This window comes from Anaerocolumna jejuensis DSM 15929 (assembly GCF_900142215.1).
GTDB classification, from domain to species: Bacteria; Bacillota; Clostridia; order Lachnospirales; family Lachnospiraceae; genus Anaerocolumna; species Anaerocolumna jejuensis.
This window is the reverse complement of the sequence record NZ_FRAC01000006.1, coordinates 65,268-88,264: the sequence shown is the minus strand read 5'-3', so window position 1 is coordinate 88,264 and position 22,997 is coordinate 65,268. Positions and strand designations below refer to the sequence as shown.

General features: G+C 40.7%; 27 protein-coding genes and 1 riboswitch. Of the genes, 5 read left to right on the top strand and 22 right to left on the bottom strand.

Translation table 11 applies throughout. From position 1 onward, the window contains the following. Positions 1-97 precede the first annotated feature (97 nt). Both BUB77_RS00390 and BUB77_RS00385 read right to left on the bottom strand, forming a co-directional pair. A complete protein-coding gene (locus BUB77_RS00390; protein WP_073271710.1) occupies positions 98-883 on the bottom strand; it encodes an InlB B-repeat-containing protein in 786 nt (261 codons plus the stop codon). 50 nt (positions 884-933) lie between these two features. Continuing rightward, on the bottom strand, positions 934-1,155 hold the full coding sequence (locus BUB77_RS00385; RefSeq protein WP_242962307.1) for a hypothetical protein: 222 nt from the start codon (positions 1,153-1,155) through the stop codon (positions 934-936). 308 nt (positions 1,156-1,463) lie between these two features. Between BUB77_RS00385 and BUB77_RS00380 the strand changes: the two genes are divergently transcribed. Continuing rightward, positions 1,464-2,033 carry a DNA-3-methyladenine glycosylase I gene (locus BUB77_RS00380; RefSeq protein WP_073271707.1) on the top strand — a complete coding sequence of 190 codons (570 nt, stop codon included), beginning with the start codon at positions 1,464-1,466 and terminating at the stop codon, positions 2,031-2,033. A gap of 203 nt (positions 2,034-2,236) precedes the next feature. On the opposite strand, the gene BUB77_RS00375 is transcribed toward BUB77_RS00380, so the two are convergent. After that, on the bottom strand, positions 2,237-3,196 hold the full coding sequence (locus tag BUB77_RS00375; RefSeq protein WP_073271705.1) for a Gfo/Idh/MocA family protein: 960 nt from the start codon (positions 3,194-3,196) through the stop codon (positions 2,237-2,239). Between the two features lie 637 nt (positions 3,197-3,833). Between BUB77_RS00375 and BUB77_RS00370 the strand changes: the two genes are divergently transcribed. Further along, positions 3,834-4,613 (top strand): YjjG family noncanonical pyrimidine nucleotidase, encoded by a 780-nt coding sequence (locus BUB77_RS00370; RefSeq protein ID WP_084123838.1) that lies wholly within the window; start codon positions 3,834-3,836, stop codon positions 4,611-4,613. A gap of 9 nt (positions 4,614-4,622) precedes the next feature. Here BUB77_RS00370 and BUB77_RS00365 read toward each other — a convergent pair whose 3' ends face one another. The 19 genes from BUB77_RS00365 to BUB77_RS00275 form a co-directional block, all read right to left on the bottom strand. Beyond that, the gene (locus tag BUB77_RS00365) at positions 4,623-5,144 is read right to left on the bottom strand and encodes a cysteine hydrolase family protein (protein WP_073271702.1); all 522 of its coding nucleotides are present in this window, start codon (positions 5,142-5,144) and stop codon (positions 4,623-4,625) included. A gap of 21 nt (positions 5,145-5,165) precedes the next feature. Beyond that, positions 5,166-5,729: a DUF1697 domain-containing protein gene (locus BUB77_RS00360; RefSeq protein ID WP_073271700.1), complete on the bottom strand. Its 564-nt coding sequence runs from the start codon at positions 5,727-5,729 to the stop codon at positions 5,166-5,168. A 16-nt stretch (positions 5,730-5,745) separates the two neighbouring features. Further along, positions 5,746-6,111, bottom strand: a complete 366-nt coding sequence (locus BUB77_RS00355; RefSeq protein WP_073271698.1) for an ACT domain-containing protein — start codon at positions 6,109-6,111, stop codon at positions 5,746-5,748. Between the two features lie 187 nt (positions 6,112-6,298). Next, positions 6,299-8,002 (bottom strand): GMC family oxidoreductase N-terminal domain-containing protein, encoded by a 1,704-nt coding sequence (locus BUB77_RS00350; protein ID WP_073271695.1) that lies wholly within the window; start codon positions 8,000-8,002, stop codon positions 6,299-6,301. 14 nt (positions 8,003-8,016) lie between these two features. Beyond that, positions 8,017-8,565, bottom strand: a complete 549-nt coding sequence (locus tag BUB77_RS00345; RefSeq protein ID WP_139241068.1) for a gluconate 2-dehydrogenase subunit 3 family protein — start codon at positions 8,563-8,565, stop codon at positions 8,017-8,019. Positions 8,566-8,651: 86 nt separating this feature from the next. Beyond that, positions 8,652-9,275 carry a DJ-1/PfpI family protein gene (locus BUB77_RS00340; protein ID WP_073271690.1) on the bottom strand — a complete coding sequence of 208 codons (624 nt, stop codon included), beginning with the start codon at positions 9,273-9,275 and terminating at the stop codon, positions 8,652-8,654. 51 nt (positions 9,276-9,326) lie between these two features. Continuing rightward, complete coding sequence (locus tag BUB77_RS00335) at positions 9,327-10,115, bottom strand: GNAT family N-acetyltransferase (protein WP_073271687.1); 789 nt, start codon at positions 10,113-10,115, stop codon at positions 9,327-9,329. Positions 10,116-10,553: 438 nt separating this feature from the next. Then, on the bottom strand, positions 10,554-11,423 hold the full coding sequence (locus BUB77_RS00330) for a Type 1 glutamine amidotransferase-like domain-containing protein (protein WP_073271684.1): 870 nt from the start codon (positions 11,421-11,423) through the stop codon (positions 10,554-10,556). Positions 11,424-11,516: 93 nt separating this feature from the next. Continuing rightward, positions 11,517-12,422 carry a helix-turn-helix transcriptional regulator gene (locus tag BUB77_RS00325; RefSeq protein WP_073271681.1) on the bottom strand — a complete coding sequence of 302 codons (906 nt, stop codon included), beginning with the start codon at positions 12,420-12,422 and terminating at the stop codon, positions 11,517-11,519. A gap of 51 nt (positions 12,423-12,473) precedes the next feature. Continuing rightward, positions 12,474-12,875, bottom strand: coding sequence for a VOC family protein (locus tag BUB77_RS00320; RefSeq protein ID WP_073271679.1), 402 nt, complete (start codon positions 12,873-12,875; stop codon positions 12,474-12,476). Positions 12,876-13,059: 184 nt separating this feature from the next. After that, the gene (locus BUB77_RS00315; protein ID WP_242962305.1) at positions 13,060-13,944 is read right to left on the bottom strand and encodes a YitT family protein; all 885 of its coding nucleotides are present in this window, start codon (positions 13,942-13,944) and stop codon (positions 13,060-13,062) included. 211 nt (positions 13,945-14,155) lie between these two features. Continuing rightward, a complete protein-coding gene (locus BUB77_RS00310; protein WP_073271674.1) occupies positions 14,156-14,422 on the bottom strand; it encodes a TIGR04076 family protein in 267 nt (88 codons plus the stop codon). 132 nt (positions 14,423-14,554) lie between these two features. Next, on the bottom strand, positions 14,555-15,073 hold the full coding sequence (locus BUB77_RS00305; RefSeq protein ID WP_073271671.1) for a hypothetical protein: 519 nt from the start codon (positions 15,071-15,073) through the stop codon (positions 14,555-14,557). 173 nt (positions 15,074-15,246) lie between these two features. Next, complete coding sequence (locus tag BUB77_RS00300; protein ID WP_073271669.1) at positions 15,247-16,242, bottom strand: serine hydrolase domain-containing protein; 996 nt, start codon at positions 16,240-16,242, stop codon at positions 15,247-15,249. A gap of 85 nt (positions 16,243-16,327) precedes the next feature. Then, positions 16,328-16,849, bottom strand: coding sequence for a hypothetical protein (locus tag BUB77_RS00295; protein WP_073271666.1), 522 nt, complete (start codon positions 16,847-16,849; stop codon positions 16,328-16,330). Continuing rightward, complete coding sequence (locus tag BUB77_RS00290) at positions 16,849-17,451, bottom strand: CDP-alcohol phosphatidyltransferase family protein (RefSeq protein ID WP_084123837.1); 603 nt, start codon at positions 17,449-17,451, stop codon at positions 16,849-16,851. Before BUB77_RS00290 ends, BUB77_RS00295 begins: the two co-directional genes overlap by 1 nt. A gap of 151 nt (positions 17,452-17,602) precedes the next feature. After that, positions 17,603-18,154, bottom strand: coding sequence for a metalloregulator ArsR/SmtB family transcription factor (locus BUB77_RS00285; RefSeq protein ID WP_073271664.1), 552 nt, complete (start codon positions 18,152-18,154; stop codon positions 17,603-17,605). Further along, positions 18,141-18,521: a hypothetical protein gene (locus BUB77_RS00280; protein WP_073271662.1), complete on the bottom strand. Its 381-nt coding sequence runs from the start codon at positions 18,519-18,521 to the stop codon at positions 18,141-18,143. Before BUB77_RS00280 ends, BUB77_RS00285 begins: the two co-directional genes overlap by 14 nt. 11 nt (positions 18,522-18,532) lie before the next feature. Beyond that, positions 18,533-19,528 carry an aminopeptidase gene (locus BUB77_RS00275; RefSeq protein WP_073271659.1) on the bottom strand — a complete coding sequence of 332 codons (996 nt, stop codon included), beginning with the start codon at positions 19,526-19,528 and terminating at the stop codon, positions 18,533-18,535. A gap of 215 nt (positions 19,529-19,743) precedes the next feature. After that, a riboswitch (FMN riboswitch) is annotated at positions 19,744-19,858 on the top strand. A 180-nt stretch (positions 19,859-20,038) separates the two neighbouring features. On the opposite strand from BUB77_RS00275, the gene ribD reads away from it, so the two are divergent. From ribD to BUB77_RS00260, 3 genes are read left to right on the top strand one after another with little or no spacing between them, the layout of a single operon-like run. After that, entirely contained in the window at positions 20,039-21,142 is a 1,104-nt protein-coding gene (gene ribD / locus BUB77_RS00270) for a bifunctional diaminohydroxyphosphoribosylaminopyrimidine deaminase/5-amino-6-(5-phosphoribosylamino)uracil reductase RibD (protein WP_073271656.1), read from the top strand. Beyond that, on the top strand, positions 21,127-21,774 hold the full coding sequence (ribE, locus tag BUB77_RS00265) for a riboflavin synthase (protein ID WP_073271653.1): 648 nt from the start codon (positions 21,127-21,129) through the stop codon (positions 21,772-21,774). Before ribD ends, ribE begins: the two co-directional genes overlap by 16 nt. 12 nt (positions 21,775-21,786) lie before the next feature. After that, positions 21,787-22,986, top strand: coding sequence for a bifunctional 3,4-dihydroxy-2-butanone-4-phosphate synthase/GTP cyclohydrolase II (locus BUB77_RS00260; RefSeq protein WP_073271651.1), 1,200 nt, complete (start codon positions 21,787-21,789; stop codon positions 22,984-22,986). Positions 22,987-22,997 lie beyond the last annotated feature (11 nt).

Below are 22,997 nucleotides of genomic sequence, written 5' to 3'. Positions count from 1 at the left end.
AGATTAAGAATGCGTTGCATTTTTAATCGTATTTAAGCGGTATCCCAAGCAAGCTTAAGATACCGCATGATTGTCAGCTTGAAAAATGATTAATTGCTTAGTACCACCTTGCAAATAGTGTTGTGGGTGAGGTATCTGTTACCTTTGTGGTACTCACAATTGGAGTAGCATCTATATTTGGATAATCCTTCCAGGTAAACCAGCCTTTAAAAGTACTTCCCTTTTTTATAGGTTTTGGCAGTGCCCCGTAGGTGCCGCCGCAGGTAACCTTTTTCTCATAGTCTTCCCCGTTATAGGCAACGAATTTGATTGTCAGAATCCTCTTTGTCCATAGGGCATAAAGCTTTTTAGGCGGGTTATCTTTGTAAAGAGTATTGGCTGTTATCTGCATGCCATTTTTTTTCTGGGTATACCAACCGCTGAATTCATAGTTCGCTCTTTTGGGAGTGGGAAGCGTCTGAAAATACCTTGTTCCATAGCGTACAGAAATTTTCTTGATATCCAGGGTTCCTTCATTGGCATCCAGAGTTATGTCAAAATCCTTTCCGTCCCACTGGGCATAAAGGGTGTGGTCCTTTGCAATAGTAACCTCTTTTTCGGCATTTATCCTGGTTCCGCCGGAAGGGAAGATATACCAGCCCCGGAAGGTGTAATTTTGTTTGGCAGGAACCGGCAGGGTACCATAGTTTTTTCCCACTGTTACCTTTATTTTATTGCTGCTTACCGTACCTCCCTGAGGGTCTAAGGTAACATTATAGGTGTTACTTTTGGTATCCGTTGAAGCGGCAGAGGCATCCAATCCAGTGTTGATGCATCCCATTGAAAGGACTAGTCCGAGACTGATAGAAAGTACCAATCTTTTTATTTTATTATTATCTCTCATTTGTATGTTATCTCCATGTAAAATGTCATCTGAGTTTTAAAGTAATCCGGTCAAAGTTCAGCACAAAGCTCTAATGCCCTTTTATAAAGGGGGTCAAATTCGCAGCCGCAGCTTCCGCATTCTATGTCAGCCTGGTTGATGGCAGCAACAAGAGCTTCCTTGCTGCTTTTTCCTTCCAGCCATGCATTGGAAGGGCCGTCAATAACCTCCCATCCTGATTCAGCAAATTTCTTTAATATCAGCCTTAATTCTTCCAGTTTATTTTTTTCCATATTTCATCACCTTTCTATTTTATAGCCATGTATAATATTAATCGGCTAATTTCTCCTGTTAGATAACCGCCTGAAGCTGTCGCATTTTCACTGTTTTTGCGCCGCTGTAACCTGCCGCTAACCTGATTCCCCATCTTATATGATAGTTCCTTTTTCAGATAGTTAATAGCATTATATATTATAACCTCTTTTCCAGTTTCAGTCAATTGAGGCATTTGATTCACAATAATAATTACATTTACCGGCAGTTATGCTATAATACCGGTAGAACTTCTAAGGGTACCAGATTATGCAAGGAGGATACAAAAATGGAAGGTCCGGAAATAATACGCTGCAGTTGGGCTGACAGCAGTGCAGAAGAAACAGAATACCATGATAAGGAATGGGGAAGGCCTGAATATGAGGACAGAAGGCTTTTTGCCATGCTTCTTCTGGAGGGCCAGCAGGCAGGCTTAAGCTGGGCAACTATATTAAAGAAGAGGGAGAATTTTTATAAGGCCTATGACAACTTTGATCCATCTATTTTAATCCATTATGATAATAATAAGATTGAAGAGCTTCTTCAAAATCCAGGAATCATCAGAAACCGGTTAAAAATCCAGGCAGCAATTACCAATGCCAAAGCTTATTTTAAGGTGGTAGAGCAATATGGCTCTCTAAATGATTTTCTTTGGAAATATGTTGACTATAAGCCTATAAAAAATAATTGGCAGAACCTTTCTGAGGTCCCGGCAAGCACCCCTTTATCCGATACTATCAGCAAGGATATGAAAAAATTAGGCTTTAAGTTCGTAGGTTCAACAATTATCTATGCTTATATGCAATCTATCGGCATGGTTAATGACCACCTCTGTGATTGCTTTTTACATGATTTATAAAAAAAGCCGAAATCGTTTTTCTTTTTTAGTAATCCATAAGCTTAGGCAGGAAGGAAAAAGTGTTAGTGCTTTTCCAGTGTTATAGCACCATTTTAATAAGCTTGAAATGTTTCTTCCTCCTTTTTCCTGCCTTACTGCTTATTTCCTGCTACTGCTTACTATTATACCTGTTTCTTTATATTTGCCTGAAAAGACGGATTGTATTAATTCCACTGGTCCATTAAAGTGTCAAATATTTCAGCACAGGCCCTGGTATCGCTCAGCGGAATAAGTGGACTTTCTAACTTCTTTCCCCTAAATAATTCGCAAATATGCAGGATTTCATATAGAAAACCATCTTCAAATTCTACGGTAAAGCTTTCAACCAGCTGGTTGTTTGCGTCATATCTTTCGCATTTGTGAGAACCAAGAAAATCATATACTATCACACGGCCTTCTGTTCCATAAACATTTGCATCCTGTGACACATTGGCATTTAACCCACAGGAAAGGGAAGCTAATGCCCCGCTTTCAAAGCCCAAATTAATTACCGAAAAGTCATCCACTCCGGTAGCACACTTATGAGCAATTCCATTTATCGTTACCGGGTTCTCACCTAAGATGCCGGTAGCAAATTCCAGAGGATATACTCCTGCGTCATATAAACCGCCGCCTGCTAAATCAGGATTAAATAACCGGTGCTCCTTATCAAATGGAATATTGAAGCAAAAAGCAGCCTGCACCAACTGAGGTTTTCCAATAAATCCCTTCGTAACCCATTCCTTTGCCTTTTGAAAGGTGGGGATGCATCTTGTCCACATAGCCTCCATAAGAAGAACCTGTTTCTCTTTTGCAAGAGCTATAAGCTCCGCCGCATCCTTCTGGCTGGTAACAAAGGGCTTTTCACATAATACTGCCTTGCCGTTTAGAATGCATTTCTTTACAATATCATAGTGAAAATTATGAGTTAATGCTATATATATAATGTCCACTTCTTCATCCTGAATCAAATCCATATAATTATCATAGGCCTTTGCAGCTCCATATTCTTTGGCAAACTTCTCTGACCTTGCCATTTCTCTTGATGCTACTGCAGTTAGGGCAGTATTTTCTGCCGTTTTTAATACAGTTGCAAATCTGGTTGCAATTGCCCCTAATCCAATGATACCAAAACGTACTGTCATATCTGTTCTCTCCTATTCTTGGTTATATTAAACACTGTACTCATTGTATGAATGCTTGTATTAGTTATTTTATCAAATAACGGGACAAAAGTCGAACAGAAAATGCCTTGAGGGGGCTTAGATTTAAGAAATATCGCAAGGGGGCTTGGATTGGGGGATTGGGAACGGACGATGATTTTGGCTTACCTTTCGTAATTTTCTCGTTCGGGGTTCCGAATTCCACTAAAATGCCAGCAGCTGTTCCTGGCAGGTGAAATTATACCAAACTCGCTGGAAGGTTGTATTTGTGCAGGGCTGTGAGCTCAGACAGTGGTATAATTTTACCTAGGAACAGCTGCTGCCATTTAAGTGTCATTAGGGAACGCCTCAATAGAAAATTACGAAAGGTAAGCCAAAATCATCTGGGGATTGGCAATAAACTCTTGGACAGTTGTTGTGTTGTTTGGGTCTTATAGGATTTTGGGCACAGAAAATGCATAAGACAAAATAATGGATATGCACAAACAACTCCATTGGTTATCGTCCGCTACCATAAATTTCTTTCGTGCGTTTGTCGTGCAATGGGAGCGCAGGTTGACAAACTGCGGTATATCCAGTAAAGTTGTATAATATGTAAATCTACAGGAGGTACTTTACTATGGAAGAAAATAAGCATTATACAGGGATTAAAAAATCATTGGATAAGCCGGATGAAGGCAGCAAAATTCATAAGCCTGGAAGTAAGAAATATGAATTACTGCTTTTTGATTTGGACGATACTCTTTTGGATTTTGAGGCTAATGAAAAAGTTTCTTTGGAGAAGCTTTTTGAAGATAATGGGATTTCCTTTACCAGGGAGGTATTTGATATATATGATGCCGTGAATAAAGAATTATGGGCCGGCTATGAAAAGGGTACGATTTCCCTTAATGAGGTATTGAATACCCGCTTTTCCAGAACACTGCTGGAACTTGGCATGACCGTGGACGGAACCTTATGGGAAGCACAATACCGAGCATTGTTAGGAAGGGGTTACCAGCTGATTGACGGAGCCTTTGAACTGTGCAAGGATTTATCCGGTTCCTTCAGGCTCTTTGTTATAACAAACGGTGTTACAGAAACCCAGCTTAGCCGTTTGAAGATGACCAATCTCTATCCGTTTTTTGAGGATATCTTCATATCCCAGGAAATTGGATACCAGAAACCGGCCGGAGAATTTTTTGACTATGTAAAAGAACATATGAAGGATTTTAAGGCAGAAAGTGCCCTGGTAATCGGCGATTCCCTGAGCAGCGATATAAAGGGCGGCAACCTTGCAGGAATTGACACCTGTTGGATTAACCGCAAAAATATCACTAATACATCGGATATACAAAGTACCTATACCATAACAAAGCTGGCTGAATTGTACGGTATTCTTGGAATAGGCACTTTTTAAACTTTGTGTTTATTTCAGGATATCTTCTAAGGGCATTACCTTAGCAAAGCGGTTATTCCATAAGGTATAATTAAAAAATTCATAAAGCTGCTTTCCGGTAAGATACGGATTATCAAAAGTAGAGTTGGTCTCTTCAGGGATAATGACTTCATATTCCTGTTCAAAGGCGGACTTTACAGTGGCATCAATGCAGTATTCTGTCTGTAAGCCTGTCAGTATCAGCTTCCTGATATTCTTACTGTCCAGGTATTCCTTTAAGCCGGTCTTTCGGAAAGCACTGTTGAAATTCTTTTCAAAAATCTTATCCGTATCCTTTGGGGCAACCTTATCAAAAATCTGCCATCCCCGTGTATTATTTTCTAATTCTGTCCCAGGTCCGTCGTCATGACGTATATAGATAACTTCTATTCCGTTATTTCTGGAATATGAAATTAATTTTTGTATGTTTTCTATTACTTTTTCTTCATTGCAGGGATGCTCCTCCATAAGTGCAGTCTGAACATCAATTATCAGTAAAACGGTATCTTCCATTATTACAGCCTCCTTAAAATTTTAGTTTTTCTTTGGGTTATTCATGGCATTATAGATTTTTTCCATCGTATTCCTGTTACGGGAGGTCAAACTGCTTTTATACTGTTTTTTTACAAGGACCTTTGAGCCGAATTCTGAGCTTAAGGTTGAGCCTTTTGGTACTATCCAGAAAGCATTGCTTGACACGACAAAAAATTGTTCCATAGGCTCGTGGGCTATGCTGTCAAAAAGCTCCTTTAATTCCGTAAAGCTCTCTTTGCTATCGCATATCAATGCGTACTGATGACAGTCTTTTGGTGCAGGATAAGCATCAATATCCCTTAAGATTACTTCTATTTCCTTTGTTTTCCGCAAAAAGACATGAGCATCGTATTGAAAATAGCTGCTTAATTCTTTTTCAATAAAAAGCTTTAGTTCTTCCTGGCTTAGCTCTTTTTCCGAGTCAAATATAACATTTCCAGATGCCAGTATTGTTTTAATATTAGCGAAGCCCATACTGGCAAAAGCGGCCTTAAGGTCATCCATTTTCATACTGGTGCCCTTTACATTTATGCCCCGAAGGAAGGCACAGAATCTATTCTCCATAGCATGTTACCATCCTTTATTCAATTGTATAGCCATACTCCTTTAGTACCGTTAGTGCATTCTGAAAATTATAATCCTTTATAAAAATATAGTCGGTATTGTATGTTGACACAGCAAATATACTTATATTATTTTCTGCTAACAGGGAGGATATTTTAGAAAGAATTCCGGTTAAGGAGAAATCCAGTATTCCCTGAACCCGAAATGCCTTCCAGCCGTCTTCTTTTGCAATTGTATTCGATGGGACGTAATCAGAGGTACATACCAATGATATTTCTTCATCCGTTTTACTGAGGAAACAAAATTCATCCTGAAAATTTACTTCTGCCAGATTTGTTACTTTGCATATACAAAATTCCTTGTTAATTATTTTTATATTCATTTCTATGTTCTCCTTTTTATATGGCTTATATTTTAACACAAACAATGGCAGAAGGAAATAGAAGTCTCTGCTTGTACCAGGGAGGCTTTCGGAGGGGGCGATATACCGTAAACAGCATAAGCTGCTCAGTACGCCAGTTTATATAAACTGACATATTGGGCAGCTCTTATATTAAACTCACATTATATTAGGAGCTAAAATATTTTTCTGCTATTTTATCGGCAGTTCTTGTTGCAAGGGCCTGGGTTGTAAGTGTGGGATTGGGACCTCCGATTCCGTTAAAAATAACGCTGTTGTCCGCTATGTATAATTTTTTTACCTGATATGCTTCGCAATTGCTATCCGTTACATACCCCATACGCATTGTACACATAATATGCAGGAAGCTGGCAGCAGGCCAATTGGAGCGGACTACTGTTTTTGCTCCGGCCTTACGAAAGATATCTGCCGAAATAGCAGCCAGGGTATCCCGTCTTATGCTGTCTTCTGGATTTGGCTGGTAAGTGATAACCGGCAGATAACCATTTTCATCACGCAGATAGGGATCAAGAGTAATACTGTTGTTTTGGTCTACCGTATCATCAGTTAAGATCAGACAGCTTAATGTTCTGGTATATTCTCTCATGAATTCCTTCAGCTGCTCTCCAATAATCAAGCCTTCATAATCCCAGGGTGCGTTGGAATCTGTTCTCCTTAAGGAGCTGCTGCCCATAAAACTGGCTCCATATGCTAAAGTTGAATAAATACCCGGGCTTTCTCCGCACATTAAAAGAGCACCGTAACCAGGATAATCAAACCGGACAGCCGAATTCTGTCCCACAAAGGGCTTTACATCAGAAACTCCCAATGCATCCATGACGGCTGCTTCATCGAAAATACCGGTTACACTGTCAAACCAATGGTTGATTAGGCCTCTGCCAACCCAGGGGTTATCAGGAAGGCCTGAATTCAGCCACAGACGCGGAGATTCGATACCGCCGGCTGAGAGGACGATTACTTTGGCTGTCAACTCTCCTGTTTCTCCGGTCCAGGTATTGCGAAAGGCTACTCCCACTGCCTGCAATTCGTTATTTTCATCAGTTTCGGTCAAAATTTTTGTGACAAAGGTATTTGGCCTGACCTCGACTTTATTTGTCCTGAGGGCTCTTGGGATATAGCTGACCAGTGTGGAACGCTTTGCAACACTGTCAACCGTAGGTCCTATGTGACAACCGTTTATGCATTGTCCCCTTAAGGTACAGCCAACGGAATTGTTTGTTACAAAATTAAAATCAGGATCATTAATTAAAGGATTGGGAGGAAGTATGGCATTGGTTTCCATCCGGTATCCCGGACTGGTGATATCCAAGGAATCTATAAGGCTCCAGCCGGCCTTTTTACAGCCGTAAATGAATAGATCCTCTTTTGCTGTTGCCGGAGCAGGTCTCACCGGAAGTGTCGTTTCAACCTTTTCATAATAAGGAATCAATTCATCGTAGGAAATAGGCCATATGTTATTGACAGACTGAGGGTACGCACGGGGAGAATTTCCGAAATAATGAAGGGTACTGCCTCCAACACCGGAATTCTGCCATATAAAGCCGCCGTTGAGAATCCTTCTGGTCCATGGGGGCTTTTCTCTGTCGGCCGGTCCCCAACGGAATTTACCGGAGACGAAATCGTTCATATCATCTTCCAGGTCAGTAAAGCTCTTCTTTAGCAAATCTATACTTAAGTCATCATAATTTGTACTGCCATTTGCTCCGGGCTCTGAGTTGGGAAGAGGCCAATTCTTATTGCCGTACCAGGGACCTGCTTCCAGAACGATTACTCCAAGACCTTTCTCTCCCAGTTCTTTTGCTGCTACCGCACCACCTCCGCCTGCTCCAATAATAATAACGTCTGTATCCATTTTATTATCTCCTTTTAACCGTTATTTCTTAGTGCATGATAACCAAGGGAGGGTCCCGGATAATTAATCTGTTCCCAACTGAATGGGTAAAATTCAAGCTGTCTTTGTTCCGGCGGAAGAAGCCTTGTATTTCCGTAACCGTACCATTCCGAGTAATATCCAAACATAGTTGATTTGTTCAGGGCTCCGTAGATATTTAAAACCCAATCTGGATTATCCATAAAAACTCTGGGGTAATTGGCCGGAAAAATGGGTGCCACCAGCAATAGCTCCAATGCCTGAAGTCTCTTTTCCGGCGGAATATTTGAAAAGGTGATTTCATCGGACTGGGAAATACCTTCATATCCTTCCGAATAAGTAAGTTTAGCAGCCAGATCCAAAAGCTCCATGGTATAGACAGCCAACGGATATTGCAGATTCTGCAAAGAAAGTATCAGAAACTGGTCTATATCGGCATCCAGTGCTCCATAATACTGAATTAAACCATACTCCTGTGCCAATCGCGGAGTCCTGGGGATTATGGTATCGACCAGTGCACGGAAGGTTCCTACCATATATGTCATGTTTGTACTTTCATTGTTTTGATCCTGGGGAAAGAATGTCCAATACAATTTATTTGATTAACTCCTTTGACAAGGCATTTTTATAATTATACTGATTTCACAGGAGTTTTATTACTATTTTCATTGTTTTTTGAAAAGGGATCCTTATCCTTATCTTCACTCCATTGATATTCTGTGCTGTCTGCTATCGCCCTAGCCTTCCCGGTGCCAAACCGGTCGGCAATGAAGCCAAGGGTCATATCCATGCCGGCAGATACTCCCGAGGAGGTATAGTAGATACCGTCTACTACCCATCTTGCCGCACTTACCCATTTAACCTGGGGATTTACGGATTCGACCCAGGCAAAAGCTTTCTTATTAGAGGTTGCCTTTCTCCCGTTTAACAAGTTAGTCCTTGCAAGCAGAGCGGAGCCGGTACACACTGTAAGGCAATAATCGGAAGCCTGTGCAAGCTGTTTTATAAGCTCTATAAAGCCTAAATCCTCCACTAACGTACGTGTTCCCTGCCCTCCGGGAAGTACCAGAATGCCAGAATAGTTTTTGGTATCGATGGGTTTAGTCATAACCTCCAGGTTCTGGCGGCTCTTTATCAGACCTCCCTTTATTGACAGAAAGTTTAAGTGATATTCTTCCAGGTGTCCCAGCATTTCCACCGGTCCGAATACATCCAGTGTTTCAAAGTCAGGAAACAGTATAATATTAACATCCACAGGTCTTTCTCCTTTCTCTTTTATCTTTCTTTGCCATCCTGCAGCAAAGCTTTATGAAGGACTGTCATCCTCTATTTTATTCATTTTATTGACGAATTCTTTCGGCTTTGCAGTCATTTCAACCCATGCAGGCCGAAAACCACTTTTGATTCCATTGCGGACTGACCGGATATTGGACCATGCCGCACAATAAAAGGGGACTTTATCCCTTTCAAGGATTTCCAGGGCAAGACGGCTTGTTAAGGCTGCTGCAATTCCTCTTCTTCGGTATTCCGGCAACACATCAATTCCAATCTGCCACATAGTATCACAGTCGGCTGAACAGCCCGCCATCCCAATGAGTTTATTGCCATCATAAGCCGCCGCAGCTAAAACATCCAGATGCTTTCTTTTCTCACAGAGGGCATTGCTCCATTCCTCCCTGTACAGCCCATTAAAATCAGAGGAAGTAAGAAGCCTGATTTCATACTCACAGGGCAAAGCTTTCAGAACCTTGATATCCGGAAGAAAATATTCTGCCATGAAGCAAATCCTATGATTTCTTTTCTCAAGCTCATCATTTAAGACATGAAAATTCGGCGTCTCAAAACAATGCTCCTTTGGGTAGCTGTCTATGTATTCCTTTACTGTTTTCGTAAGCTCACTGTTGACGGATGCCACTATATTATTCCCATAGGAAATCAGATTACAGTATAAGGGCAATTCCAGATATTTTCTGGCATCCGGATGGACAGCTGAGATAACGACTTTGTTCTCTGTCATAAGAAAATCTTCAGGGGAACAGTTCGCGTCAATAGCTGATTGTTTTCTGGCAATTTGATTTATTTGTTCGTTTGTCATGGTAACCTCCTTCTCTTTCTGAAATAAATAATTTGAATTCATTATGATACAAATATCCAGAAATGCTGTTTATCTCATTATATAGCCATATTCAATACTATACAAGAAGCCACTTGGTAATAAAGAAGTCGCTTATTTTTTTATGTAAGAAGCCCTACAATTTCATTATACAAGAGGAGTCTTATTTTCTTTATGCAGGAAGTCCTTTATTTTCACTATACAAGAGGAGGCTTATTTTCTTTATTTAAAAAGTCCTTCAGTTTCATTATACAGGAAAAACCTTACCTTCTTTATGAAGAATCCTTTATATAATATTACAATTAGAATTATACAAGAAGAATTTAATATTAACATAATTAAAACCATATAAACAGAGCAATAAAAAGGGCCATGATATAATATAAAATCATATCACAGCCTTATTTACAATGTGCAGGCTTAATCTTCTATTAGCCGGTATCCCTTATATGTAACAAGCAGTGCCTGGTTATCACGTAAAGGAATGTGAGGGAGGGGCAATTCCTTTTCCTGCATATCCTTTGTGCAGTGCACGGAAAGGTAGGCATTCAGAAGGCATAAGCCTCCGGTCTCTTCCTGGAATGGATTACCTATATTAGGGGCAGCTATAAGACTTCCCGCACTGACACCGACATAAACCTTATTTTGATAAACCATCTTCTTTACCATATTTTCAAAGCCGGTCTCTTTGAGCCGTTTTAGCAAATATCCGGTATTTCCCCCGGTAAAATAAATCACATCAAAGGCAAGGGCTTCCTTTTCAGATAAATCCTCACCGATATTATATACCGTTATATTTTCTTCTGATATCCCAGTATGAAGCAGCTCAAGGAAGCATAACTCTGCCATTTCCTTTGCATCGTCCTCAATTGCTGCAGTAGGGATAAATAATACCTTAGCAGAAGACACCGGTTTTTCAAGCATCTCCAAAAAGCAGTCTGTAATATTTGGCTTGGAATTTCCATCCATATCTTCAAAACCTGCTGAAGTAAGAAGAACTTTGTTCCAATTCATTTTACTTGATGCCGCTGCCCATTCACGGCAGACTGCAACTCTTTCCCCCTGTGGTTTATCACCGTGTTCCTTATCCAGATAGGAATAGCAGTAGAGCTTATTGCAGGGTATGTTACTGCATTCGCCGCAATGTGTAAGCTCTTTTTTCTGGCAGCAGGCCGCTACGGGACATTCACCGTAAAAAGGGTTTCCCATGGTTTCGATACATCCGCCGCATCCGTTGGTTTCTTTCCATTTGCAATTGGTACAATGAAGTCCGCATCTTGAATCAATCATATTTACTATCTCCTCTGTTATATTAAGATATAGGTCTATTTAAAACCTTTTATCCAATCTTACCAAAGGGAACAGGACCACAGTATGTCCTGTTCAGGAATAGTTTTTTATGATGTTGACGGCTTTCTGTTTTACTTCATCCGCAAGTTCTTTTGGTTCCAATACCTTGACTTTATCCCCAAAGCCAAGGAGCCAGCTGATAATGTGTTCTTTTATAGTATATCCGATTTCTGCCAGCAGCTTTCCGTCCTCTCTTTCTGTAAAGCTGTCCTTCCCATACTCCTCCATAAGCTGGTATCTGGCGGAGGGCTCAAATACCGCAAGGAGAATCTTATCATCAGGCAGATATGCATTAAAATCCTTTCTGTCTTCCGGGATTGCTCTTTGGAAATAGAGTTCGTCACAGGTTTTCAGCTCCCATAATCTTGCCAGCTTAAATAAGCGCCAATCCTGTTTCTCAAGACAAAAGCCGAATACATACCAGGCAGACCACTGGAATATTAGAAAATAAGATTCAATCCTGCGATGAGTAAGTCCCTTTTCATAATAATAGTCGAATTCGATCAGCTTCTGGTCCAAAATAGCCTGTTTGATCTGGGTTATTTTAGGGGTCAGTGTACCCTTGTAGTTGGAGGCAAGATCAATCACAATGGGGGCTTGCAAGGATATTACAGTATCCTTACTGGCAGAAAGCTTATCCAGTGTCCTTTCTATCTGAGAGGAATCAGATACCGTTCCAATGCCTTTTAGAGCAGCAATTATACCTGTAAGCTCATCTGCAGTAAGAATACTCTTGTCTAGTTTGTAACCGTCTAAGATGGATATTCCGCCTCCGCCGCCCTGGTGGGTCACAATGGGTATTCCCGCCATACAAAGTGCATCAATATCCCTTCCTATGGTACGGCGTGACACCTCAAATCTGTCTGCCAGCCAGGGAGCTGTGACCCTGTCATTTTGCAGGAGTATTGTAAGAATTCCAAGCAGGCGGTCTAATTTCATGTAATATCCTCCTTATACGTAAAAAGAGTGTGGTACGAATTTCCTGAAAGTCTACTCTACAAAGCAGAAGGGATGTCCTGCCGGGTCAAGCATTACCACCCAATGGTCTGAATATTGATCCTTTGCTTTTACAGCTCCGCAGGCCAGTGCATGCTGCACGGCAGCTTCCAGGTTCTCCTTGCTTCCTACACTGAAATCCAGGTGTACCATTTGCTGCTGTTTTCCTTCTTCCTCCGGCCATACGGGAGGAAGATAATCTTCGTTACTTTGAAAACTAATTCGAGCACCTTTTGCTTTTGACACAATACTAATCCAGATGCCTTCTTCCTCGTATTCCTTTTCCCATCCAAGCATACGGATGTAAAAATCAGAAAGAGTCTTAATATCATTGCTGTCTAACACAACACTTCCCAATTCAATTTGCGGAACAAAATCTTTCCTGTTATTTTCCATAATGACCTCCTAAAAAATATTATTTTATTGTATTCCTCAATACCTTTTAAGAATAGCAAAAAAAACCTGACAACAGGCTGTCATGTTCAATTTTTAGTTTGACTAATAGCTTAATTCTGGGGCAGCTTGTTCTAAAATTTTATAGCCCATATCATTAAGTTACCGGTTAAAACTCTTTTTGATTTTACATATTATCTTTGATATATTTTTTGCCCAGGCTGAAGCCTCTGCCTCTTACCTCACTGACACGGCTAATGATAACAAAGGCTTCTTCGTCTATGTCATGCACCAGTTTTTCTACCTTTGCCAATTCCCTGCCTGATATTACACTTAGCAATATGTCCGTCTCATTTTCCAAATACCCTGTCATGCCGTGTAAAAGGGTAACTCCTCTGTCAATTTCAGAAATAATGGCAGCTTTAATCTGATCGGATTTACTGCTTACCACTTTAATCTGTATCTTGCTCGTTCCTAGCATAAGCAGTTTATCGATAATAATTGTGTAGGTAAGGACCAAAAGGATACCATAAAGTACCTTTTCGCCTTCCTGCAGCATTCCTTTCAGTAAAAATGCCTGCAGAGCCAATATCCCACAATCTGCAATATAAAGGCTGACAGATACCGGTATACGAAAGAACTTGTATAATATCAAAGGTGGTATATCCATACCGCCGGTACTTGCGCCAACCCTGATAATAAGCGCAATAGAGGTGCCGATACAAATACCGCCAAAAATTGTACATAATAATATATCATCAGTAAGAATGTAGTTTCCCCAGGCGTTGCGTAACAGCTCCAAAGCAATGGGATAACAAAAGGTACTTATCAGGGTCGTAAAGGCAAATTTCTTCCCCAAGATAGAGAATCCTAACAAAAACATAATAATATTGAAGCCAAATACGAAATAGGACACCGGCAGACCGGTTGTATGGTAAATACATAATGCTATACCGGTAGTTCCTCCGGTAATGAGTCCCGATGGAATAATAAATAACACCACCCCTGCTGCATAAAGGAAATTCCCGAATAATACAGTCAGTATTTCTAAAACAAACCTTCTTTTGTTCATACACTCTCCCATAAAAAACACGCCTGTTATGGTTTTCCCTAACAGACGTGGATCAAGGCTTCAGCCTAATACTTTTTTTAATTATTAATTTATAAATATTTATATCATACTTTTCTTTTAATTTCAATCCCTACTAATTTATTTTTAGTATGTAAGCCTTTATCAGAGAAGCATTCCTTTTCTTCCCAAAATGCTTCAATCTCATTGGACCTTACTCTTCTTTATCACCGACAGTTTCTCCATGTATGCAAACACGTCCCCCGTCTGGACATTTGGCATCAAAGCACCTGGATTTACCATTGCCATAATCCAAAATTCCTCCGTTTAATAAAGTATAAACGGAAGGATAGATGCTGTTCCATAACTCATGGCACAAGGGAGGGCAAATATCTTCGACAAGAAATTCATCCCCCTTCCTGTGATATCCGCACCTGCATGCGGAAGCTGTAATAGTTAGTTTAACTTTCGAATGCTCCATTCTCCACCTCAAATCTTTAGCAGTTCTGACTTAAAAAGTTCTGACTTAAATGCTGGAATATTCTTTGTCAGTTGCTTCTATTGCTTTTATATGTAGAATTTCATTCATGTTCCTGCACCTATTTTAATTGGGTTAGAAATAAAGAGAATATTTCCCTTCCGGAAATTCTGATTGCAGTCCCAGTATTCTGGGCCATAAATCTTCCCCTGCAATAACATATCCCATCAGCATACCTATATGCATGTCAAGATGCCTGTGCTGTGCCATAATAAGATGGAATTTTGTATAAGGACATTTCTCGGGCTTTTCCAAAAGCTTTTCATCATCCAGTCCATCTAAGTAGGCAAGAATCTTTTTTTGGATATCCTGATAATAATTCTTCAGTAATTCTCTGGAAAGGCAGCCTTCCGTTTCTGCATCAAGGTCATTAAGCCCCTCTGTATGGAAAGGGGGTTCTACATATACCAGAGGATTTATATACCACATATCAAGGGAATGAAGCGTATGGTAAACGTGCTTCCATACCGGCATGTCACAATAAAGCCTTTCCCAGTAGAAATCAGGGATTGCATCTATTACATTGTTCAGGCTCCAGAGAGTCCTGTTTGTTTGGTCCTTAATTATTTCAATATACTTGGTTGGAGTCTCCATTATATCACCACTATATTGCAGGGTTTCCTGCAATACCGCCGCAGGAAAGAAAAATAAACGTACTGTTTGCGGTAGCCTTTCCTGAAGCAGCCTTTCCTGAAATTTGCTTTTACTGCTGGTTTATTCTTAGGGATAATCCAGCGACATTGTCCTTTGGATTTATAACGGACACTTTATATGGCAGTTCTTAGATTTCTTAAAAGCTTCCAGACATTGCAGCCTAAATTACTTACCAATGTCAGGTTTTTATTCTCACCGGGATGATACCATGATATAAAGCTTACACCCGGGTCACAGCCTTGAAAATAGGGGGTGAAGGTATTATCCTCTTCTTTTTTTAGCCAGATACCATAGCCGTAAAATCCTTCTTTTTCATTTCCACTATGTTCCTTTAACATTTCTCCTGTCATTCCGGGGGACAGCAGCTTATAAGAAAATAAGGCATCCCAAAACTTTTCAATATCATTAACCGTGGTAAATGCGCCGCCGGCTCCCGTCCCCTTTACATCCACGCTGTATATGTTGGTGTAATATTCTTCTCTGACCTTGTCATAAATATATGCGTTGGCACATCTTGCAGGTAATCTGTCCAGTTCGAAATACCCTGTATCAGACATTCCGGCTGGTGCAAAAACTTGGTTAGCCAGATATTCGTCAAAGGCCTGTCCGGTTACTTCTTCAATAATCAGCCCTAATACAACAAAGCCTGTGTTGTTATACTGAAATTTTTCTCCTTTCGGATACATCATAGGCTTCTGGATAAAAAGAGGAAGCAGGTCCTTTGAGGTACGAATCTTATAGTTGGGGTAATCCTTCCATAATTCCTCATATTCCTCCATAACGCTTTCATCAAAATAATCCGGTATGCCCGACGTGTGTGTCAACAGCTGCTTTACGGTAATATCTCTGTCGATTTGATAAAAATCAAGCGGAAGAAGGTTACCGATGGTATCTTCCAGTTTTATTTTACCCTGTTCAATAAGCTGCAGGATTCCCACAGCCACAAATACTTTTCCGGCGGATGCCGTTGCAAACCGGGTGTTTAATTCATTTGGTATTTTATTGGGCATGTCTGCATATCCATAAGCTTTTTGTAAGATATGCCTGTCATGCTCTCTTATTGCTATACAGCCGCTGAAATCGGTATCGATTAATTCGTCTATCTTCATTTCATTACCTCTTATAATTTGAATGATTTTTCATTAACCCTTTTTATAAACTCTATTTCACAGGAACTGTAACCACCGGCTGCTGCTATTCCTGACTCTTACTGTAATAAGCTGCCTGTGCTTTCATTAGTGCTTCTATTTCAGGAATATTTTCTTTACTAAAATCGAAAATTGAGATTAATTCCGAGCCGCAGCGGAATACCTCCCTGCCATCGTCATATAGGTAGGTATATCCCTGTGTACCGTCGCATCTTCCGCACCCATAGCATCCGGTATATCTGCCGTCAAAATTTTCTATGACCCTTTTAATACCAAGCTTGAAAATATCGGAATATTCCTTTACTGCAAAAAAACGCAGCCTGATTCCCGGAATATTTCTTTCTTTGTACTGGTATTCGTCATGCTTTTGCTCGTGCTGCTCCATTTTTAAAATACACTTTTTCGTTTTATTATTTTTAAAATCTATTGTAATATCCTGTGTTTTGTTTCTGACTGGGTTATAGCCAAGGGCGACGGCATATTCCGCCAGGTGTGCAAAAATATCCTTATAGGAATTATCCATACAGGTAAAAAGCTCTTCCATTACCTTTTGCTGTTTTTCGTTCATTACTTATCCTCACTTTTTAAAATAGATTTTCTATCAGGATTAAACGTTGGGACGGTTAAGGTTATTATAAATTCTTCACCTGCGGCAAGCGTTGCCATACTTAATAGTATGCCGGCTGCTGCAGCTAATCCCAAGGCATAATAGAACAACGGAAAGCAGAACAATAATATGCCGGTCAATTTGTTCATAAGGGTATGCAAAAATGCAAATGTGCGGTATTTTATGAAACCAGTCAATAGAGTGGCTGATTTAACCACTGCAATAAGCACCAGCCAGATAAGCATCCATAGCTCCAGATGTATAACCGGTATTAATATAATTAATGTTACAGCTATAAATATAAAATCTGCAATACTGTCAAGAACTGCCCCAAGCTTACTGGAAGTATTTGTTTTTCTGGCAATGTACCCATCCAGAATATCACTGGAACCGCATAGAACATAGATAATGAAGAAGGCTCCTGACATGGGTGCAGTAAATAGTAAAAGGATGGAGAGTATAATTCTGACGGCAGTAATAAAATTGGGAATACTTTTTATAGTAACGTCCTCCTGTACGGATTGTGTAAGCTTATGACGAATAGCTTTACCACTGATAGTCATGCTTGCAAAAATTTTGGTATCCGGTTATTTTATGTACCAGCTGAAATTCCAGCTGAATATCCTTTTGTAATATTAATACCTCGTTATGCATGCTGTCTGTGTGATTATTAAGTAACATTTTACCATAAGTAAAGGAGGAAGTCGATTAATTTTACTGACAAACCCTGTAGATATTATCTTTTCTTTCCAACAATCCCTCAGAAATCATATCCCTTCGCAGGGTGCAAAAGTCATCGTGAAAGTCAGCGATAATAATATTTATTTCCCGCTCCGTATATTCTCTTCCTTTTTCAAAGGATTTAGTGATTTCTTCTAATACAATACGCTCTTTTTTCCGTTGTGCTGGTATTGTCTTCAATTTTCCATATTCGAAAAAGGAGTCTAATACCTTTTGCCGATAGTTATTGTCACGTTCCTCCTGTTCCTTTGCATCCCCTGCTTCTTCCTTTATTATTTCTAAAATATTTGTCATAAAAATATCCTTGCATAAAGAATACATCATATAATATTGGTCCTTATAGGCAGTGACAGCGCCTGCATCCTCTAATTTTTTTAAGTGAAAGGAAATAGTGGCAGGCGTAAGATCCAATCTTTCGGACAGTCTTTCTACATACATGTCTTCTATTATCAGAGATTTTAAAATCCTCATTCTTGATTTATCTGCCAGGCATTTGAACAATTTTAATGCATCAGTCTCTGTCATACTGTTCCTCCCAAATCCTTAAAAAGGTAGTTCTTATTTCTTCCAGCGTTTGCAGTTTGATTTCTTCAATCATAGTCTTTTCCGTATCCTTAAAGGCCCTGGCATTCTCAAGGGATTTTTTCCAATTTGCTGGTATGCTTTCCGTTTTAGCCTGAAATAAATTTTTGACCTCTTCTTTATCAAGAGCCTTTTGATTTACTACTCCTAAAAATACTGTTTTAAATATCTGAAAGATGTTAGCCTTTACTTTTACATGATTGGCTTCATCATTTCTATCCTCTCCTGAAAGCTCCTTTATTTCCTCCTCTGAGCTTTTAAGAGATAACTCCAGATATTCTAAAAATTCCGTTTTCTCATTGTTATACATACGCTTCTCTCCTAATTGATTATTTCTATCTCTGCAATACCTACAAAATCCATATGAAGGTCAGCTTTATTTTTTCCGCCGAACATTCTGTTGTCACCAATTGCTATATGGAAGGAATCTGCCATTTTTTCATCCAATACCGCATAACCGCACAAACCGGTAATGTTTTCATTGCAGCCAAAGCCAAGCTCACAAACAGTTAAGCTCTCTTTTGCACAATTTTTAATAAAATCATTGACCTTTTCCTGATTACTGCTAATAACGATACCCTCTTCCACCGTTAATATTACCTTTTCAAATACTCCTGTATTTTCTATAAACAATTTATTGTAAAATACTTTTCCGGCAGTTTTTTCTTCTATTGGGGCTATATAAACCTCACCGCAGGGCCAATCCCCGTCACCGCAGTCAGCAATCCAGTTCCTGTCCCCCATTACCAGTTTTAAGCTGCAATTATCACCGGTATGCAGAAGGATTTCTCTGGCTGCCTTTAATTCTGCTATCTTCTTTTCACAAATTTCACTTAATTTTATGTAATCAATGTCATAGGCCTTTGTCATCCGTTTGATATAATCCTCTATATCCAAATCTGACTCCCGGGCATTTTCTGCCGTGGGAATACGGATTTGGGTAAATCTTTTTTTCTTCATCAGAGTCTCAAAGAGTTTCCTCATATAATTCCTGTAATAATTCATTTGCTCCTTTGAAATTTCATAATTCAATACTACCGGTTGATAGGTAAATACATCCAGAACGGCATCCACTTTCTCAAAGATAGAATAATATCTTTCAGGAAAGCATGCTTCTTTTGCTGCCGAAAAAATATTCCTGTTGTGGCTTCTTGACTGCTGTAATTCCAGAGGTGAGGCTCCAAGTTCTGCTACCGCCACAGCAAAGTCATGCATAATAGTAATATCAGAATCTTCTCCCCATAATTGAACCAATATCAGTTCTCCTTCCCTTACACCGCTGGATTTTACTATTTTTTTTATTAATTCAGAATCCATATTCGCTCCTTTTGATTAGATGGATATCAAATCATTGTTTTTGATATTATAATACATACAAAAATGTAATGTCAAGTGCAATTAGATAAATATCTAAATAGATATAGCATATTACCAGACTAATAATTGTAATGAGAGGCAAAAATAAATTGTTATGAGAGTCAAATATAATTATTGACAATTGAATACAATAAGAATATAATAACGGCAATTGAATATAGCTTCAGGGCAGGGTTCATTTCCCTACCGGTGGTATAGCCCACGAGCCGCAAGGCATGATTCGGTGAAACTCCGAAGCCGACAGTAAAGTCTGGATGAAAGAAGAAAAAAGATGTTCGCGTTTTACGCGCCTATTTGTATGATTGCTCTGGAATGATTTACCATTTCAGAGCTTTTTTTGTACAGTGTGAACAGTAAAAACCGGATCACATAGCTGCAATAAGCCTGTGTACATCTAAAAAATGCCTTGGATTTTATATTCAAGGTATTTTCTTTTTTAGGAGGTGTTGCATGGAAAACACAGAGTACATGCGCATGGCACTGGAACTGGCGGAAAAAGGAAAAGGTTTTGTAAATCCCAATCCAATGGTAGGTGCCGTTATTGTGAAGGACAATAAAATCATCGGTCAGGGATATCATGAAAGGTACGGCGGGCTTCACGCAGAACGTAATGCGCTTGCCGGCTGCAGGGAAGCCCCGGCAGGCGGGGTGCTTTACGTCACCTTGGAGCCCTGCTGCCACTTTGGCAAAACGCCTCCCTGTACAGAGGCTATTCTCCAAAGCGGCATTGAAAAGGTTGTTATCGGCTGCAAGGACCCAAATCCCATGGTGGCCGGGAAAGGAATCGAACAGCTTCGGCAGCAGGGCATTGAAGTTACAGAGGGAGTTTTGGAGCAGGAATGCAGAAAGCTCAATGAGGTATTTTTTCATTACATCCAAACCAAACAGCCATATGTGGTCATGAAATATGCCATGACAATGGATGGGAAAACGGCCGCCTACACCGGAAAATCAAAATGGATCACAGGGGAGCCGGCACGTAAAAAAGTGCACCAGGACCGCCTGTACTACTCTGCCATTATGACAGGCATTGGTACCGTACTTGCGGATAATCCCCTTCTGACCTGCCGGCTTGAAAATGGAAGAAACCCGGTCCGGATTATTTGTGACACTCATTTGCGTACACCGCTGGATTCAAATATCGTGAAAACAGCCGGCGCTGTGCCTGCAATAATTGCTACGGCCTGCCGTGACACCGGAAAATATGCTCCATATATCAAAGCAGGCTGCCGCATACTCCCTGTCACGGAAAAAGACGGCCATCTGGAGCTCTGTGAACTAATGACGAAACTCGGAGAAGAAAGCATCGACAGTATTCTTCTGGAAGGCGGAGGTATGCTGAACTGGTCGGCTCTGAACAGCGGTATTGTAAACAAGGTTCAGGCATATATATCTCCCAAGCTGCTTGGAGGCTTGGAGGCGAGAACACCCATATCCGGAAAAGGGGCGGAAAGCCCCGAAACTGCTTTCTGTCTCACAAACAGCACCATCTCACGGTTAGGTGAGGATATCCTGATTGAAAGTGAGGTGGCATATCCATGTTTACAGGAATAATTGAGGAAATCGGTATTTTGAAAGAAATCCGTAAAGGTGCCCAGTCCTCTGTACTTACCATTCAAGGAAAGGTTATATTCAATGACCTGAACCTTGGTGACAGTGTTGCGGTAAACGGCGTATGCCTGACTGTAACAGGCTGTTCAGGAGATACCTTTCAAGCTGATGTCATGCACGAAACATTGAACCGTTCTTCATTGGGCAGCCTGAAAAGGAAAAGTCCTGTTAACTTGGAACGGGCCATGCCTGTAAACGGACGCTTTGGCGGGCATATGGTTTCCGGGCATATCGACGGGGTTGGGGTCATTAGCAAAATCCATAAAGAAGACAATGCTGTCTGGTACACTTTCCGTGCTCAGGAACGCATTTTAAGGTACATCATTGAAAAAGGCTCCATTGCTGTTGATGGCATAAGCCTGACAATTGCCAGTGTGAGCGGTGAGGATTTTAGTATCTCAGCCATTCCACACACAGTCAAATCTACAATTCTTTCCCAAAAAGCCCTTGGAGATAAGGTTAACCTGGAAAATGACCTTGTAGGAAAATACATTGAAAAACTCTTCGGAACTTCTGCTGTTCCAAAGACAGAGAACACTTTGACAAAAGAATTTATCGAAAAATATGGATTTTAGGAGGGAATGCACATGTTTCAATACAATTCGGTTGAAGAAGCGCTGGACGCTTTGCGTAAGGGAAAAATTATACTTGTTACGGATGATGAGGGCCGGGAAAACGAGGGTGACTTTATCTGCGCGGCCCAATTTGCCACCACGGAAAATATCAATTTTATGGCAACTCATGGCAAGGGGCTGATTTGCATGCCCATGAGCGGAGAAATATGTGAGTGGCTGAAGTTTCCCCAGATGGTCACAGAAAATATGGATAATCATCATACCGCATTCACTGTGTCAGTAGATTATGCAGGAAACACCACCGGTATATCTGCGGCAGAACGCTCTGTTACCGCTATGAAGTGTGTGGACGAAAGCTCAAAGCCGGAAGATTTTCGCCGGCCGGGGCATATGTTCCCTCTTCAGGCAAAGAAAAACGGAGTTCTGGAGCGTGGCGGGCATACCGAAGCAACAGTGGATTTAATGCGGCTTGCGGGATTGAAGGAATGCGGTTTGTGCTGTGAAATCATGGGGGAAGACGGTACCATGATGCGTACACCTGCTCTGGCAGATTTGGCAAAGGAATGGGATATCATATTCATTACGATTAAAGCATTGCAGGAATACCGCAAGAAAAATGATACTCTCGTGGTCCGAACCTCTGTGAACAGTATGCCCACGAAGTACGGTGATTTCACGGCTCACTGCTATGTGAACAAGTTAAATGGCGAACACCATGTAGCTCTTGTCAAGGGTGACATTGGAGATGGCAGGGAGCTGCTGTGCCGTGTCCACTCCGAATGCCTCACAGGAGACGCCTTCGGCTCTCTCCGCTGCGATTGCGGGCAGCAGCTTGCCGCCGCAATGGCACAGATTGAAAAGGAAGGGCGCGGCGTGCTTCTTTATATGCGTCAGGAGGGCCGCGGAATCGGGCTGGTGAATAAGCTTCGTGCTTATGAATTACAGGACCATGGCCTGGACACCCTGGAGGCAAATCTTGCCCTGGGCTTTGACGGCGATTTGCGGGAATACTATATCGGTGCGCAGATTCTGCGGCATTTAGGAGCAAGGACTCTTCGTCTTCTGACGAATAACCCCCAAAAGGTATATGAGCTTTCTGACTTTGGGCTGGAAATAACAGAACGTGTTCCGATTCAGGCGGAAGCTAACCCTTATGACTTATTCTATTTGAAAACAAAACAGGAAAAAATGGGTCATATATTACATTATTAAAAGGAGAGGTT